The sequence below is a fragment of the Pseudomonas sp. ADAK2 genome, from assembly GCF_012935755.1.
Classification (GTDB): domain Bacteria; phylum Pseudomonadota; class Gammaproteobacteria; order Pseudomonadales; family Pseudomonadaceae; genus Aquipseudomonas.
In genome coordinates this window covers 1,618,776-1,633,251 of the sequence record NZ_CP052862.1, presented here as the reverse complement: position 1 = coordinate 1,633,251, position 14,476 = coordinate 1,618,776, and the positions used below count along the sequence as shown (strand labels likewise).

Genomic DNA, 14,476 nt, shown 5'->3' with positions numbered 1-14,476 from the left:
CAACCCTCCTTTTCATTGTTAAGGTGAACTGGCAATCAAGAGGGGAAAACGATGAACTTTTCAGGAAAGACGGCGATTGTAACGGGCGCTGGTCGAGGCCTCGGTTTCGTCTATGCACGGGAATTGGCCAGGCTGGGCGCCAATGTCGTGATCAGTGATATCGGTGCGGACAACATCGGCGATGGTGCGGACACATCCATTGCCCTCGATGCCGCCCGGACGCTTCAGTCCGAGGGTTACAGCGTTATCGGCCACCACGGCGACCTGGCTTCCGAGCAAGGTTGTCGGCAATTGGTCGAGACGGCCATCGAGGCATTCGGGCAACTCGATATCGTGATCCACAACGCCGGTTGGGTCGGTTATCAATCGATTGAAGAGGCCGAGTTGTCATTTATCGAGCGCGCGGTGGATATCAATATCCATACGCCCATCTGGCTGTGCAAGCATGCCTGGAAACACCTCAGGCAATCTGCTGTTGCGCGTGTGGTCCTGACCTCTTCGGATCGGGCGATGTACCAGCAATATGCTCAGCCGGGCCTGGTGGCTTATGCGGCGGGCAAAATGGCACAACTGGGCATCATGAACGCGCTGAGCATGGAAGGCGCAACCGATGGCATCCTGGTCAATGCCGTATCGCCCGTCGCCAAAACCAGGATGTGGGGCGTGACCGGGGAACCGGACAATCTGAAGCCTGAGTGGGTGGCGCCCGGTGTGATTTTCCTGGCTTCGCAACTGTGTCAGGACACCGGCTACATTCTGCGAGCCAGCAATGGCCAATTCACTGCTACACGGTTTGCCGAGAACAAGGGCGTCGACTATCCCGTCGACCTGGCCCGGGTCGAGGCATCCAGCGCCGAGCAAATTGCTCAATTGTGGGACCACATCAAGGAGTGTTGATATGCCTGCTCAGGAAGAGCTGCGGCTTTTTTCATCGTGTCAGTCTGATCTGGGCGAAAGCCCGGTTTGGGACGAAACCTGCAACGCGCTGTTGTTCGTGGACATTTCAGGAGGACAGATCAACGTCCTGGACGAACAGGCCAACCTTACACGGCTCTACGAGTCGCCATCACGGATCGGTGCGTTGGCATTGACCCAGGCCGGTAACCTGATTTTTACCCAGAATGCCGGCGTCGCCGTTCTGAATCGTGTCAGCCTTCGGGTGAGCCAAAACTCGAAACTGGCGATTACGCTTTCCTCCTTTCGTTTCAACGATGGTGCTTGTGATCCTCAGGGACGCTTCATCACCGGATTGATGGACGAAGCTCACAGCAAAAATACCGGCAAGCTGTATCGATATGACGCAGGGCTGAACGCCTCGGTGATGCTGGACCATATCTGCCTGCCCAATGGCCTGGTGTGGTCAATCGACGGCAGTGAACTGTTTTTTGTCGATTCGGTAGCGCGCACTATTTACCGCGCCCGCTATCCGGCCACTGGCCAATACCTGGAACAGGTGTCGGTGTTTGCCCATACACCGCCGGACCTCGGTCGCCCGGACGGGTTGGCGATGGACGTGGAAGGGGGCATCTGGGTATGCCAGTTCAATGGCGGCTGCCTGCTCAGGTACGATCGCCACGGCGAATTGACCCAGACCCTTGAGGTGCCGGTCCCGCGTCCCACCAGTTGCTGCTTCGGCGGGGCGGACATGCGCACGTTGTTCATCACCAGCGCCAAATTCGGTATGTCGCCTGCCGAACAGGCGGACTTCCCCGAATCCGGAAATATCTACTGCATCCGACTGCCGATCCCCGGCGTTCCCCGGCACCGGTTCAAGGAGCTTTAAGGCCTTTGCAGGCTCTCTCGGTCAGTTGGCCTCGCGGTTGAACTGAGGTTTATCGGCCATGCGCCGCGTTCGCCAATTGCCCGGTATCCACCCGCACGAAAATCGAGTCGCCAATCGCGGTAAGCACGTCGCCGGCGAAAACCTCGCAGACCACCCGGGTTTTGCGCCCGACATCGCCCTCGACTTTCGCCCGCAGGGTCAGCGGCACGCCCATGGGTGTCGGTTTGATGAACTTGATGCCGAGGTTGCCGGTGACGCAATCGATGCGCGGCAGGCTTCCCGCTTCACGCTGTTCCGCGCGGTAGTGGTAGGCCATCGCCGTCCAGTTGGAGTGGCAATCGACCAGCATCGCAATCAAACCGCCGTAGACCAGATCCGGCCAGCCGCAGTATTTGGCCTCCGGGATGTGCTCGGCGATGACATGCACGCCGTCTTCATGCCAGACGCTCTTGATGTGCAGCCCATGCGGGTTGCTACCGCCGCAGCCGTAACACACGCCTTCGGGCGCGGCGCTGTCTTGCAGGGACGTTTCGAAATGAGGCATGACGCGGTCCTTCTGAACGATTTGAGCTAGACGTTGGCCGATTGTAACGCTGAACCGGTGGGGAGTCGGCGCTACAGCCACGCCTCGATAATCCGCCGATCCAGCTCTTCCCACTCCGCCATGCCCAACACCCGCGTGGTATTGAGCCCACGCAAATACCCGCGCAGCTGGTTGGCGGCCGCACGCACTGGCTCCGAGTCGGGCGCCTTTTCGCGCAGCACGGTTTCGTACTCGACCAGGTATTCGGACACCCGGTCGCGGAATTCAGGCAAAACGGCATCGCGGATCAGATCAAAAGTTCGCACTGCGGGCCTCTGTGGTTTTTGAGTTGTGGTTGAGTGTGGATCAGTTTGTACGCCCTGCAACGACCGAGCGCTTCGCAGACCCAACGCCGTTGCAGCCTGCCGACACGACGCAACATAAATCAGATTCCTCTCGCCTGAAAGGTAACCCTCTATTGCATACGCCAAATTTCTTTGTTAGCTTCGCTGAAAATGTTATCGATAACATTTGCTCCAAAACAATAAAAACAACAGAGAATTACTCCATGAAAATGCTTCCGAAAACCCTGTGTTTGCTGGCTTTTAGTGTGAGTTTTGCCTGTGCCGGGACTGCCAGTGCGGATACCCCGTCCAAACCGCTGCGTATCGGTGCTTCCTTCCAGGAAATCAACAACCCCTATTTCGTCACCATGAAAAACGCCCTGCAGGACGCTGGCGGCAGCATCGGTGCGCAACTGATCATCACCGATGCCCGGCATGACGTGTCCAAACAGGTCAGCGACATCGAAGACATGCTGCAAAAGGGCATCGATATTCTGATCATCAACCCCACCGACTCGGTCGGCGTGCAGTCGGCCGTCAAGTCTGCCCATGCGGCCGGTGTTGTGGTGGTGGCGGTGGATGCCCAGGCCGATGGGCCGCTGGATTCCTTCGTCGGCTCGAAAAACTTCGACGCCGGGTCCCAGGCCTGCGAGTACCTGGCGAAGAGCATCGGCAACAAGGGCGATATTGCCATCCTCGACGGCATCGCCGTGGTGCCGATCCTTGAGCGCGTGCGCGGCTGCAAAGACGCGCTGGCCAAGCACCCGGACATCAAGATTGTCAGCATCCAGAACGGCAAGCAGGAACGTGATCAGGCGCTGACCGTCACCGAAAACATGTTGCAGGCACAGCCCGGCCTCAAGGGCCTGTTCAGCGTCAATGACAACGGCTCCCTCGGCGCCTTGTCGGCCATCGAAGCCAGTGGCCTCGACGTCAAACTGGTCAGCGTCGACGGCGCGCCGGAAGCGATCAAAGCCATTCAGAAACCTGGCAGCAAATTCATCGCCACCTCGGCGCAGTTCCCCCGTGACCAGATCCGCCTCGCCCTCGGCGTGGCCCTGGCGAAGAAGTGGGGGGCGCAAGTCCCTGCGGCCATCCCGGTGGACATCGCGTTGATCGATCAGGCCAAGGCCAAAGACTTCAGTTGGTAGGTGCCCCCGCGCCTGGCGCAACACGCCGGGCGCGGTCATTGGTGTGCATCAATCGAAGGATGAGGGCGGCGGCATGAGCAGTCTTTTGAAGTTGGAAAACATCTGTAAATCCTACCCCGGCGTGCAAGCGCTCAAAGGTATCGACCTGGAAGTGCAGCGCGGTGAAATACACGCCTTGCTCGGTGAGAACGGCGCGGGCAAGTCGACCCTGATGAAAATCCTGGTGGGCGTGGAGCATCAGGACCAGGGGCAGATTCTGATCGATGGCCAGGCGCAGCAGTTTGCGACCTACCACGACGCCATCGCCGCCGGCATTGGCATCGTGTTCCAGGAGTTCAGCTTGATCCCGTACCTGAATGCGGTAGAGAACATCTTCCTCGGCCACGAACTGGTCAGTGGCCTGGGCCTGCTGCGCAAGCGCGAGATGCAGGACAAGGCGCGGGCGTTGTTCGTGCGTTTGGGTGTGAGCATCGACCTGCAATGCCCGATCAAACACCTCAGCGTGGCCGAGCAGCAGTTCGTCGAAATCGCCAAGGCCCTGGCGCTGGATGCGCGTTTGCTGGTGCTCGACGAACCCACCGCGACCCTCACGCCGACCGAGGCCGAATTGCTGTTCCAGATTATGCGTGAACTCAAGCGCCAGGACGTGGCGGTGATTTTCATCTCCCATCACCTGGAAGAGATTTTCCAGGTCTGCGACCGCATCAGCGTGCTGCGCGACGGCTGTAATGTCGGGGTCACCGATGTGGTGGACAGCGACATCGATCGGCTGGTGGAAATGATGGTCGGTCGGCGCCTGGAGTGCAGCTTTCCGCCGAAGACGCAAAAGCCTCGCGGCCCGGTGCTGCTGGAGGTCAAGGACATTCAATTGACCCGCAACGGTCCGCACAATCATTTTGAGTTGCACCAGGGCGAGATTCTCGGCTTCGCCGGGCTGGTCGGCTCGGGGCGCACCGAACTGGCGTTGGCGGTGATCGGTGCCTTGCCGGTTGTTAGCAAGGACGTTCACTTGCGCGGGCACAGCGTCAGCCTGCGCGACCCTGCTCAGGCCCTGGCGCAAGGCATCGGCTTGCTGCCGGAAAGTCGCAAGAGTGAAGGGCTGATCACCGATTTCAGCATCCGCGAAAACATCTCGCTGAATAACCTGCAAAAGTACGAGCACTACCACCTGATTGATCAGGGCCAGGAGTGCAGCACCACTGAAGCCTTGATGAAGCAACTGTCGATCAAGGCCCCCAGCGGCGAGAGCCGGGTGTTCAACCTCAGCGGTGGCAATCAGCAGAAAGTCGTGATTGCGCGCTGGATCAACCACCACTGCGACATCCTGATTTTCGACGAACCCACACGCGGCATCGACGTCGGCGCCAAGGCCGAAATCTATGCGCTGATGCGTGCCCTGACCGAACAGGGTTACGCGATCATCATGATTTCCTCGGAACTGCCGGAAGTCATCGGCATGTGCGACCGCGTGGCGGTTTTCAACAAAGGCGCCATCGTCACAGTGCTGGAAGCCTCCGCCGTCAACCCGCAGGAAGTCATGCGCCACGCCACCGGGAGCCAGAATGAATACCTCCATTAATACCTTCGACCCATCGCGGCTGCGCTTTAACGTTGCGCGTCTGTCTCGTTCGCCTGCGTTCTTTCCCTTTGTCGGGCTGCTGGTGGTCACGCTGTTCATGATCTTCGCCAGCGACAAATTCCTCACCTCGGCCAACCTGGAGAACATCGCCCGGCAAGTGTCGATCAACGCGATCATCGCGGTCGGCATGACCTGCGTGATTCTCACCGGCGGCATCGACTTGTCGGTGGGGCCGGTGATGGCTTTGTCCGGCACGTTGACCGCCGGTTTGATGGTCGCCGGTTTGCCGCCCGGTCTGGCCATCGGCGCCGGGATGCTGGTGGGCGTGGCGTTCGGCATCGGCAACGGATTGTTCGTCGCTTACCTGCACATGCCGCCGATCATCGTCACCCTGGCGACCATGGGCATCGCCCGCGGCCTGGGCCTGATGTACACCGACGGCTATCCGATTTCCGGGTTGCCGGACTGGTTCGGTTTTTTCGGCCGCGAAAGTCTGTTCGGCGTGCAAGTGCCGATTCTGATCATGCTCGTGACCTACCTGGTGGCCTATGTGCTGCTGCAACACACGCGCATCGGTCGCTACATCTACGCCATCGGCGGCAATGAAGAAGCGGTGCGCTTGTCCGGGGTGCGGGCGCCGCGCTTCAAGTTGCTGGTGTACGGCATCAGTGGTTTGACCGCCGCCATCGCCGGGCTGGTACTGACCTCGCGCTTGATGAGCGGGCAGCCGAATGCCGGTGTGTCGTTCGAACTGGACGCGATTGCCGCCGTGGTGCTGGGCGGTGCGTCGATTGCCGGCGGGCGCGGGGTGATCCTCGGCACGCTGGTCGGGGCGATGCTGCTGGGCGTGCTCAATAACGGTTTGAACATGCTCGGGGTGTCGCCTTACGTCCAGAGCGTTATCAAGGGCGGGATCATCCTGCTGGCGATTTTCATCAGTCGCCAACGGCACAAGTAAGCACTTACAAAAATCAGTCATTTCCGCACGGCGTGAAAGCGCCGTGACGGGCTCTCTCATGCTCAAAAAAGGTTGGACATCATGGACAAGAACACTCAAGCCCAGATGCAAGCGGTTGTCTGCCACGGCCCGAAAGACTATCGCCTGGAACGCATCGGCAAACCGCAGGCGCGGCCCGATGAACTGGTGATCCGCATCGCGGCGTGCGGTATCTGCGCCAGCGACTGCAAGTGCCACTCCGGGGCGGCGATGTTCTGGGGCGGCGACAACCCGTGGGTCAAGGCGCCGGTGGTGCCGGGTCACGAGTTTTTCGGGTATGTGGAGCAGGTGGGCGAGGGCGCCGAGGAACACTTCGAGGTGCAGGTCGGCGACAAGGTGATTGCCGAGCAGATCGTGCCGTGCGGCAAGTGCCGCTTCTGCAAGTCCGGCAAATACTGGATGTGCGAAGTGCACAACATTTTCGGTTTCCAGCGCGAAGTCGCCGAGGGCGGCATGGCGCAGTACATGCGCATCCCCAAAACCGCCATCGTGCACAAGATCCCGGAGTCGGTGTCGCTGGAAGACTCGGCCTTGATCGAACCGATGTCCTGCGCCATCCACACCGTCAATCGCGGTGACATCCAGCTCGACGACGTGCTGGTGATTGCCGGTGCCGGCACCCTCGGCTTGTGCATGGTGCAAGTGGCGGCGCTGAAAACCCCGAAAAAACTGGTGGTGATCGACATGGTCGACGAGCGTCTGGAGCTGGCCAAACAGTACGGCGCCGACGTGGTGATCAACCCGTCCCGGGACGACGCCCGCGCCATCATCAACAGCCTCACCGACAACTACGGCTGCGACGTGTACATCGAAACCACCGGCGTACCGGCGGGCGTGACCCAAGGGCTGGAGCTGATTCGCAAGCTCGGGCGTTTTGTCGAGTTCAGTGTGTTCGGCGCCGAAACCAGTGCCGACTGGTCGATCATCGGCGACCGCAAGGAACTGGATGTGCGCGGCGCGCACCTCGGACCGTATTGCTACCCGGTGGCCATTGACCTGTTCGAGCGCGGCCTGGTGACCTCCAAAGGCATCGTCACTCACGATTTCCCGCTCGACGATTGGGAAGAGGCGTTTGCCCTGGCCAACTCGGTGAAGTCGATCAAGGTCCTGTTGAAGCCAGGCCAGTAAGGCGAGGGGAAGGCTATGGAATACGTCATTGGCGTGGATATCGGTACACAAAGCACCAAGGCGTTGTTGGTCGATGGCCAGGGACGGATTGTCGCCCAGCACAGCCAGGGTTATCGGGTGGATACACCGAAAGTGCGCTGGGCCGAGCAGTGGCCGCAGGTCTGGCTGGATGCCGTGGAAACGTGCGTGGTCGGTTGCCTGCAAGGCGCCGGCGTGCCGCGCGAGCACATCAAGGCGCTGTGCATCAGCAGTTTGTACGGCGGTTCGGGGATTGCCGTCGATGCTGACGTGCAACCCCTGCACCCGTGCCTGATCTGGATGGACCGGCGTGCCGGCGAGCAAGTGGAGTGGGTGCGGGAGAACATCGACCTGGAGCGGCTGTTCCAGATCACCGGTAACTCGGTCGACAGTTACTACGGCTTCACCAAGATGCTCTGGCTCAAGCAACACCAACCGCAGGTGTGGCGCCAGACCCGCTATCTTCTGCCGCCCAACAGCTACATCAACCATTGCCTGACCGGCGAACTGGCGGTGGACCACAGTTCCGCCGGTAACATCGGCGGAGTTTACGACTCGGCCGCTCGTTGTTGGTCGGTGGAAATGCTCGAAGCGCTGGGCATCGCGCCGAGCCTGATGCCCGAGCGCTTGTTGTATTCCGGTGAAGTGGTCGGGGGCTTGCTGCCGGAGTGGGCCGAACGCCTGGGCTTGCCGACCGGGATGCCGATTCTGGCCGGTGGCGTGGATGCCGCGATGGCCACGTTGGCGGCGGGCGTGACCCAGCCCGGCAACCATGTGGCGATGATTGGCACCAGCATGTGCTGGGGTTATCTAAACCAGCAGGTCGATGCCCGGCATGGACTGGTGAGCATGCCCCACGTCTATAACGGCCATCGCGACCTGTACATTTTCGGTGGCGCGATTACCGCCGGGGCGTCGGTCAACTGGTTCCGCGAGCAGTTCTGTCAGGCCGAAGAACTGCAAGCGCAACGCAGCGGTGAAGACAGTCATTGGTTGTTGGAGCAGCAGGCGACGAAGATTCCGCCGGGCAGTGAAGGGCTGCTGTTTCTGCCTTATTTGATGGGTGAGCGCAGCCCGGTGTGGGACGACCGCGCCAGTGGCAGCTTTGTTGGCCTCAATTTGTTTCACAGCCGTATCCACCTGTACCGCGCGGTGCTGGAAGGGGTGAGTTTTGCCCTGCGCCACAACATCGAGGCCGGCACTCGCGGCGCCCATTCGCTGGACCCACGGCTGATCGTGGTCGGCGGCGCCAGCCATTCCGATTTGTGGATGCAGATTATCGCCGACATCACCCACTACCCGGTCTTCACCATCGTCCAGGAAGTCGAAGCGGCCCTCGGCGCGGCGTTGCTGGCGGCCCACAGCGTCGGTTTGGTGGATGACCGGCAAATGGATCAGGGCTGGGTGCAACTGCAGAAACGGGCGGAACCGATCGCCGGCAACGTTGCCGCGTATGACCAGGCCTTTGCCGACTACCTGCGCCTGTACCCGGCGCTGAAACCGATCATGCACAGCCTGCAACAGCACTGAGCCACGGAGAACACACATGAGCGGGATCAGCTTCGATTTCAGCCAGCAACGGATTCTGGTCACCGGCGCCAGCAGCGGCATCGGCCTGGAAATCGCCTGTCAGTTGATGGCGTGCGGTGCCCAGGTGTTTGCCTTGGGCCGCAATCTTCAGGTGTTGCAGCAGTTGCAAGCCGACGGCTGCGAGGTGCTGGCGGTGGATGTGGCCGACAGCGCGGCGCTGGAACAGGCCCTGGAAACATTGCCGGTGATGCACGGCTTGGTTAATTGCGCCGGTATTTCTCTGCTGGAATCTGCCCGGGGAATTACTGCCGAAGGGTTCGACCGGGTGATGGCCGTGAATGCCCGGGCGGCAGCGTTGATTGCCAGTCGTGTGGCGGCGGCGATGATCGATGCGGGCGAGCAGGGCAGCATCGTCAACTTGTCGAGCCAGGCCTCATTGGTGGCGCTGGATGATCACCTGGCCTATTGCGCGTCGAAAGCGGCGCTGGACGCCATGACCCGCGTGCAGTGCGCGGAGTGGGGTCGGCACGGGATACGGGTCAACAGCGTCAACCCGACCGTCACCCTGACGCCCATGGCAGAGGCCGCATGGGCGCAGCCGGCCAAACGTGATCCGGTGCTGGCGGCGATCCCGCTCGGGCGATTTGCCGAGTCGGCGGAAGTGGCGCTGCCCGTGCTGTTTTTACTCAGTGCCGGTGCCAGCATGATCAGCGGTGTCAGCCTTGCGGTGGATGGTGGCTACACCGCGCGCTGACGGTCCGGACGTCGTCATGTTAGCCTTCGGACTCCCGCCTCGACTTCAGGCCAGCCAAAGCGTTTCGATGAGCAAACAGAAAAGCGTCACCATCAGCGACATTGCCAAACGGGTCAACATGACCACGATCACGGTGTCCCGCGCGCTGAACAACCCGCATCAGGTCAAGGCTGAGACGCTGGCGCGCATCCTTGAAGTGGCGCGTGAACTCGATTACGTGCCCAATACGTTTGCCCGTAGCCTCAAACGCGACGAAAGCCTGATTATCGGGGTGATTACCGCGTCCGTGGACAACCCGTTCTACAGCGAGATGATCAAGGCGATTTCCCGCGAGGCGAAAAAGCACGGCTACACCATCATGCTGGTGGACACCGACAACCTTCCGGAAATTGAAAGCAAAGCGGTGGATACGTTGCTGGGCTACCGCGTGGCGGGGATCATCTTGTCGCCGGTGTCGGACGAGCCGAAGTACCAGCCGGATTACCTTGAGCGGCTGGCCAACGGCAAAACACCGGTGGTGTTGCTTGATCGCACGATTCACGACAGCCCGTTCAGCCGGGTTGTGCTCGATAACTACCACAGTGGTTACAAGGCGGGGCAGTACCTGTTGCAGCAAAACCCCGGGATCAAGCGCCTGTTGGTGCTGACCGGCCCCCAGCATTCGCGGATTACCGAAGAGCGTCTCAAGGGATTACACGCCGTACTTGGCGTACAACCCTCGATGCAGATCGACATTTATCCCGGTGACTACACCCTTGAACCTTCCTTCGAAAGCACCCTGGCTTACCTGGAAAACGGCACGGCGCCGGACGCAATCATGGGGTTTAACCAATTGATCACCATGGGCGCGCTGAAGGCATTGCGGGCCAGGAAAATATCCCATGAAGGCATCACCATCTGTGGCATCGATCGTTTGCCGTTTGCCGATATTTTCGGTGTGCCGATTGCGTGTGTCGCTCACGATGCGACCCTGGCGGGCAGTAGCGCTGTGCGCGTATTGCTGGATCACCTCGAACATCCGACCAGGCCCCGGGACAAGGTCATCATCAGTGGTGAACTGGATGATGCTTACTGAAGGCATTCAACGGATCCTCACCGGTCGCTGGCACCTGACGACTATGGCGCAGAGCCGACACATCCGGTGCTAGGGCATGTCTGACGGTTATAAGGGAAATGCTTTGTGTGGACATTTGCCCAAGGTGTCATGACCGGGCCTGCCGAGCCTCCGCCCGCACCACCATCCAGAGCCCGATCCCGGACACCGCCATCCCCGACACCATCTGCCACGACAGCGGCTCGTCAAACATCGCCCAGGCCCACAGCATCGTAACCGGCGGGCTCAGGTACAACACGCTGGCGACTCGGGTGGCGGTCGCGCGGCGCAGGCACAGCCAATACAGTCCATAGCCGCCCATGGTCGACAATCCCACGGTCCACAACACGCTCAGCGCAAACCCGGTGCTGGGGATCGGCGCGAGGCTGCCCTGTGTGCCCTCGACGAGGGCGAAGGCGACGCTCGACACACAGCATTGCAGCCAGAGATTGGGCAGTAGATCCAGCGTTTGCGAGGCGGGTAAATGCTTCTGCCACAGCGTGGCGACGGCGAGGGACAGCATGCCGAGCAACGGCAGGCCATACGCCCATAAAGGCGCGTCGCCCCACGCCAGCGCGCCATGCGTGACCACCACAACCCCAATCAGGCCGATAACCAGTCCGGCCCAGACTGGCCAAGCCAGTCGTTGCCCGAGCACCACCGCGGCCAGCAACGCCATGCCCATCGGCAACAGATCGGCGAACAGCGCGGCGAGGCCTGCCGGCACGCCCAGGGCGATGCCTTGCGTGACGCCAGCCAGATAACCCGCCATGGCCAGCAAGCCAATGCCGGCATTTTTCAGCAGGGCGGGCAGGGAGGTCCGGCGCAATGATTGAGCGACGAAGGGCAACAGGATGAGCGTGACCACAACGCAGCGCCAAAACACCACCAACAAGGCCGGCGCGTAATCAATCGAGAAGCGCGCGCCGACAAACCCGGAACTCCAGGTCAGCAGCAATCCGGCCTCGAGTATCGGTAGCGGCATCGTCCGGCGCCAGTTGGAGGTGGTTTTCGAGTGGCAAGCGATCGGTGTGGGCTGGTTCATTGCCACAGGCTACGAAACCGGCCTAATCTAATAAATCAAAATATAGTGCAGCAGTCCTTCACGAAGATGGAACCATGACAGCGATCCTCGATATCGAGCTGGTCCGGACGTTTCACGCCGTGGCGCGGATCGGCAAATTCAGTGCGGCGGCCGAACAGCTGCATAAAAGTCCGGCGGCGGTCAGCGTGCATATCCAGCGGCTGGAGGCGGTGGCCGGTGGCCGTTTGCTCAACCGCGATAATCAGTCCGTCTCGCTGACGGCATTGGGCAAGCGGCTGCTGGTATCCACGACAGAACTGTTGAGCACCCATGACCGGGTATTGGCCGACTTGCACGGCACCCATTTGGCGGGACGCATTACCCTGGGCGTGCCCGACGAATACGCCGTCCACGTTATCCGCGACATCCTGCCGACCTTCGCGGCCGCCTGGCCCAACGTGGTGCTGGAGCTGAAGACCGCACCAAGCTACGCGCTGCGGGAACAGGTTCAGCGAGGCAAGCTTCAGGCCGCGGTGATTGCCCAGCCCAAGGGGCAACTGAATGACGAAGCCCAGGTGCTCGTCTCCACGAAACCCGTCTGGATAGGACCGGCAACGGCCATGCTTGCGCTGACTGATCCACTGCCATTGGCCGTACACGCCGCGCAATGCCCTTATCGGCAAGCCATGTTGGAGTCGCTCAAGCACAGCGGCCGCCGGTCGCGGGTAGTGCTGGAAAGTCCGTCCAACCAGGCGATCAAGGCCTGCGTGGAGGCCGGGCTGGCGATCAGTCTGATCGACCGCGCGATGGTGACGGACAACATGCAGATCCTCGACGGTTTGCCCGACATACCGGAGCATGAGGTGGTGTTTATGCGTTCGGCGTCATCACAGGGCGATGAGGCGGTGAACGTGCTCGCCCAGGCCATGCAGCACTATTTTCGGCTGTAAAAATGACTCAACCCAACACCTGCTCACCGAGCAGAATCACCGCAATGATGATCATCGCCGCGCCCGAGAAACGACTGACGATACGAGCCGCCGCCGGGCGTGCCTGCAAGACCGCTTGAGAACCAAACCCCACCAGCAAATAGATAACACCACAGCTGACCGTATGGACGAGCCCCAGCGCAATCATCTGCATGGGCACCGTCCACGCAGCGGTCGCGTCGGTAAATTGCGGCAACAGCGCCAGGAACAGCAGGAACACTTTCGGATTCAGCCCGCTCACGCAAAGGCCCTTGAGCGCCCAGCGCTTCCACGAGCCCGACGCCTGACTGCCATCGGCGTGCGGCGTAGCGGGGCGTGCCAGCATGTTGATGCCCAGCCACAACAGATAACCGGCCCCGGCAACCGTCAGCACCGACAGGGCCACGGGGTGGTTGGCCACCAGCGTGCCGACACCACCGGCGACGATCACAGTTGCCAGCAAATGACCGGACAACAGGCCGCCCACGGCAGGTATCACGACCCGCCCCTTCAACCCCGCCGAAATCGCGTAGGCCCAATCGGCGCCCGGGGTGATGACGAACAGAATCGACACCGCCCAGAAGGCCACGAAAATACTCAAGGTCATGGGTTCATCCACCCTTGCTGATGACGCAACACGCTCTCCATCGTCTTGCTCCGATCAAGATTGAATGGAGGAAGAATAATGAAATGTTGTTAGTATTTATTTCCAAAGATGGTTATGAGAATGCTGGATAAGGGGAGATTTTTCCAAATGGACAGGACTGATCGAAAGATTCTTTCCGAGCTGCAAAAGGACGGCCGACTTTCGGTTACCGAATTGGCCGACCGCGTGGGGCTGAGCCTTTCCCCTTGCCATCGACGCGTGAAGGCATTGGAAGAGTCAGGTGTGTTGCTCGGCTATCGCGCACAACTGGACCCGACGGCATTGGGCCTCAACTTTTCCGCGATGGTGTTTGTCACGCTGCGAGAGGGCAACGGGCAGGCCGTCGAGGCCTTCGAGACGGCGCTCGTGGACATCCCGCACGTGGTCGATGCCCAGAGGTTGTTCGGGGAGCCGGACTACCTGCTGCACGTCATTACCCAGGACTTGCCGGCGTTTCAACGGCTCTACGATGACAGCCTGTCGACACTGCCCAACGTGCAGCGGCTGACGTCGACGCTGGTGATGAAACGCGTCATTCAGGACCGACCGCTGCCGTTGTGATCGGAAGCAACAACGTCACTGTTTCGGCGGTTGTGCCTTGTCCGTCGTTTCGGTTGAGGAGTCGGCTTCTTTTTCCATGGATTGCGAGTCGGCGCCGGAGCTTGAACCTGACGCTTCCTCGCCCTTTTTGTTGGCCTTCTCGTCGTTGGATTCAGCGGTGGCCGGGGTGGCGGATTCTGCGGCGGTCTTCTCGGCGGCCAACGCGACAAGGCTGCAGGGCATCAGCAGGCTCGCGAAGGTGAGCGCGGCGATTGTTCTGTTCATCGTTTTATCCTCCAGCGAGGGGTACACAGCGTTGGAAGAACAGGACGGGAAAAGGTGCTAAGCCACTGACGAGCGGCAGAAGTCGCACGAACATGGACAGAAAACGCGCCCTA

16 protein-coding genes are annotated in these 14,476 nt (G+C 60.6%); 11 read left to right on the top strand and 5 right to left on the bottom strand.

Going from position 1 to position 14,476, the window contains the following annotated elements; all coding sequences use genetic code 11:
* The first annotated feature begins 51 nt into the window (after positions 1 to 51).
* Positions 52 to 897 carry an SDR family NAD(P)-dependent oxidoreductase gene (locus HKK52_RS07510; RefSeq protein ID WP_169370266.1) on the top strand — a complete coding sequence of 282 codons (846 nt, stop codon included), beginning with the start codon at positions 52 to 54 and terminating at the stop codon, positions 895 to 897.
* Position 898: 1 nt separating this feature from the next.
* Positions 899 to 1,783 (top strand): SMP-30/gluconolactonase/LRE family protein, encoded by an 885-nt coding sequence (locus tag HKK52_RS07505; protein ID WP_169370265.1) that lies wholly within the window; start codon positions 899 to 901, stop codon positions 1,781 to 1,783.
* 49 nt (positions 1,784 to 1,832) lie between these two features.
* On the opposite strand, the gene HKK52_RS07500 is transcribed toward HKK52_RS07505, so the two are convergent.
* Positions 1,833 to 2,327, bottom strand: coding sequence for a PaaI family thioesterase (locus HKK52_RS07500; RefSeq protein WP_169370264.1), 495 nt, complete (start codon positions 2,325 to 2,327; stop codon positions 1,833 to 1,835).
* Between the two features lie 71 nt (positions 2,328 to 2,398).
* Complete coding sequence (locus tag HKK52_RS07495) at positions 2,399 to 2,632, bottom strand: hypothetical protein (protein ID WP_169370263.1); 234 nt, start codon at positions 2,630 to 2,632, stop codon at positions 2,399 to 2,401.
* Positions 2,633 to 2,874: 242 nt separating this feature from the next.
* On the opposite strand from HKK52_RS07495, the gene HKK52_RS07490 reads away from it, so the two are divergent.
* From HKK52_RS07490 to HKK52_RS07460, 7 genes are all read left to right on the top strand, one after another.
* Positions 2,875 to 3,801: a substrate-binding domain-containing protein gene (locus tag HKK52_RS07490; RefSeq protein WP_169370262.1), complete on the top strand. Its 927-nt coding sequence runs from the start codon at positions 2,875 to 2,877 to the stop codon at positions 3,799 to 3,801.
* A 73-nt stretch (positions 3,802 to 3,874) separates the two neighbouring features.
* Positions 3,875 to 5,380: a sugar ABC transporter ATP-binding protein gene (locus HKK52_RS07485; RefSeq protein WP_169370261.1), complete on the top strand. Its 1,506-nt coding sequence runs from the start codon at positions 3,875 to 3,877 to the stop codon at positions 5,378 to 5,380.
* Positions 5,364 to 6,338, top strand: coding sequence for an ABC transporter permease (locus HKK52_RS07480; protein WP_169370260.1), 975 nt, complete (start codon positions 5,364 to 5,366; stop codon positions 6,336 to 6,338). The genes HKK52_RS07485 and HKK52_RS07480 overlap by 17 nt, the downstream gene beginning before the upstream one ends.
* An 81-nt stretch (positions 6,339 to 6,419) precedes the next feature.
* Positions 6,420 to 7,505 (top strand): alcohol dehydrogenase catalytic domain-containing protein, encoded by a 1,086-nt coding sequence (locus HKK52_RS07475; protein WP_169370259.1) that lies wholly within the window; start codon positions 6,420 to 6,422, stop codon positions 7,503 to 7,505.
* Between the two features lie 15 nt (positions 7,506 to 7,520).
* Complete coding sequence (locus HKK52_RS07470) at positions 7,521 to 9,053, top strand: FGGY-family carbohydrate kinase (RefSeq protein ID WP_169370258.1); 1,533 nt, start codon at positions 7,521 to 7,523, stop codon at positions 9,051 to 9,053.
* Between the two features lie 16 nt (positions 9,054 to 9,069).
* On the top strand, positions 9,070 to 9,807 hold the full coding sequence (locus tag HKK52_RS07465) for an SDR family oxidoreductase (RefSeq protein ID WP_169370257.1): 738 nt from the start codon (positions 9,070 to 9,072) through the stop codon (positions 9,805 to 9,807).
* A 67-nt stretch (positions 9,808 to 9,874) separates the two neighbouring features.
* A complete protein-coding gene (locus tag HKK52_RS07460; protein WP_169370256.1) occupies positions 9,875 to 10,882 on the top strand; it encodes a LacI family DNA-binding transcriptional regulator in 1,008 nt (335 codons plus the stop codon).
* 127 nt (positions 10,883 to 11,009) lie between these two features.
* On the opposite strand, the gene HKK52_RS07455 is transcribed toward HKK52_RS07460, so the two are convergent.
* Positions 11,010 to 11,945, bottom strand: a complete 936-nt coding sequence (locus tag HKK52_RS07455) for a DMT family transporter (RefSeq protein ID WP_169370255.1) — start codon at positions 11,943 to 11,945, stop codon at positions 11,010 to 11,012.
* A gap of 74 nt (positions 11,946 to 12,019) precedes the next feature.
* Between HKK52_RS07455 and HKK52_RS07450 the strand changes: the two genes are divergently transcribed.
* Positions 12,020 to 12,874, top strand: a complete 855-nt coding sequence (locus HKK52_RS07450; RefSeq protein ID WP_169370254.1) for a LysR family transcriptional regulator — start codon at positions 12,020 to 12,022, stop codon at positions 12,872 to 12,874.
* 7 nt (positions 12,875 to 12,881) lie between these two features.
* On the opposite strand, the gene HKK52_RS07445 is transcribed toward HKK52_RS07450, so the two are convergent.
* Positions 12,882 to 13,499, bottom strand: a complete 618-nt coding sequence (locus HKK52_RS07445; protein WP_169370253.1) for a LysE family translocator — start codon at positions 13,497 to 13,499, stop codon at positions 12,882 to 12,884.
* A gap of 147 nt (positions 13,500 to 13,646) precedes the next feature.
* Here HKK52_RS07445 and HKK52_RS07440 point away from each other — a divergent pair, with 147 nt between their 5' ends.
* Complete coding sequence (locus HKK52_RS07440; protein ID WP_169370252.1) at positions 13,647 to 14,099, top strand: Lrp/AsnC family transcriptional regulator; 453 nt, start codon at positions 13,647 to 13,649, stop codon at positions 14,097 to 14,099.
* 15 nt (positions 14,100 to 14,114) lie between these two features.
* On the opposite strand, the gene HKK52_RS07435 is transcribed toward HKK52_RS07440, so the two are convergent.
* Complete coding sequence (locus HKK52_RS07435) at positions 14,115 to 14,363, bottom strand: hypothetical protein (RefSeq protein ID WP_169370251.1); 249 nt, start codon at positions 14,361 to 14,363, stop codon at positions 14,115 to 14,117.
* Positions 14,364 to 14,476: the final 113 nt, after the last annotated feature.

What these genes read in the sequence shown, in the direction of transcription:
- HKK52_RS07440 (WP_169370252.1), top strand. Translation starts at nt 13,647, where the DNA reads ATGGACAGGACTGATCGAAAGATTCTTTCCGAGCTGCAAAAGGACGGC.
- HKK52_RS07470 (WP_169370258.1), top strand. Translation starts at nt 7,521, where the DNA reads ATGGAATACGTCATTGGCGTGGATATCGGTACACAAAGCACCAAGGCG.
- HKK52_RS07475 (WP_169370259.1), top strand. Translation starts at nt 6,420, where the DNA reads ATGGACAAGAACACTCAAGCCCAGATGCAAGCGGTTGTCTGCCACGGC.
- HKK52_RS07505 (WP_169370265.1), top strand. Translation starts at nt 899, where the DNA reads ATGCCTGCTCAGGAAGAGCTGCGGCTTTTTTCATCGTGTCAGTCTGAT.
- HKK52_RS07465 (WP_169370257.1), top strand. Translation starts at nt 9,070, where the DNA reads ATGAGCGGGATCAGCTTCGATTTCAGCCAGCAACGGATTCTGGTCACC.
- HKK52_RS07485 (WP_169370261.1), top strand. Translation starts at nt 3,875, where the DNA reads ATGAGCAGTCTTTTGAAGTTGGAAAACATCTGTAAATCCTACCCCGGC.
- HKK52_RS07435 (WP_169370251.1), bottom strand. Translation starts at nt 14,363, where the DNA reads ATGAACAGAACAATCGCCGCGCTCACCTTCGCGAGCCTGCTGATGCCC.
- HKK52_RS07450 (WP_169370254.1), top strand. Translation starts at nt 12,020, where the DNA reads ATGACAGCGATCCTCGATATCGAGCTGGTCCGGACGTTTCACGCCGTG.
- HKK52_RS07445 (WP_169370253.1), bottom strand. Translation starts at nt 13,499, where the DNA reads ATGACCTTGAGTATTTTCGTGGCCTTCTGGGCGGTGTCGATTCTGTTC.
- HKK52_RS07490 (WP_169370262.1), top strand. Translation starts at nt 2,875, where the DNA reads ATGAAAATGCTTCCGAAAACCCTGTGTTTGCTGGCTTTTAGTGTGAGT.
- HKK52_RS07510 (WP_169370266.1), top strand. Translation starts at nt 52, where the DNA reads ATGAACTTTTCAGGAAAGACGGCGATTGTAACGGGCGCTGGTCGAGGC.
- HKK52_RS07500 (WP_169370264.1), bottom strand. Translation starts at nt 2,327, where the DNA reads ATGCCTCATTTCGAAACGTCCCTGCAAGACAGCGCCGCGCCCGAAGGC.
- HKK52_RS07455 (WP_169370255.1), bottom strand. Translation starts at nt 11,945, where the DNA reads ATGAACCAGCCCACACCGATCGCTTGCCACTCGAAAACCACCTCCAAC.
- HKK52_RS07480 (WP_169370260.1), top strand. Translation starts at nt 5,364, where the DNA reads ATGAATACCTCCATTAATACCTTCGACCCATCGCGGCTGCGCTTTAAC.
- HKK52_RS07460 (WP_169370256.1), top strand. Translation starts at nt 9,875, where the DNA reads ATGAGCAAACAGAAAAGCGTCACCATCAGCGACATTGCCAAACGGGTC.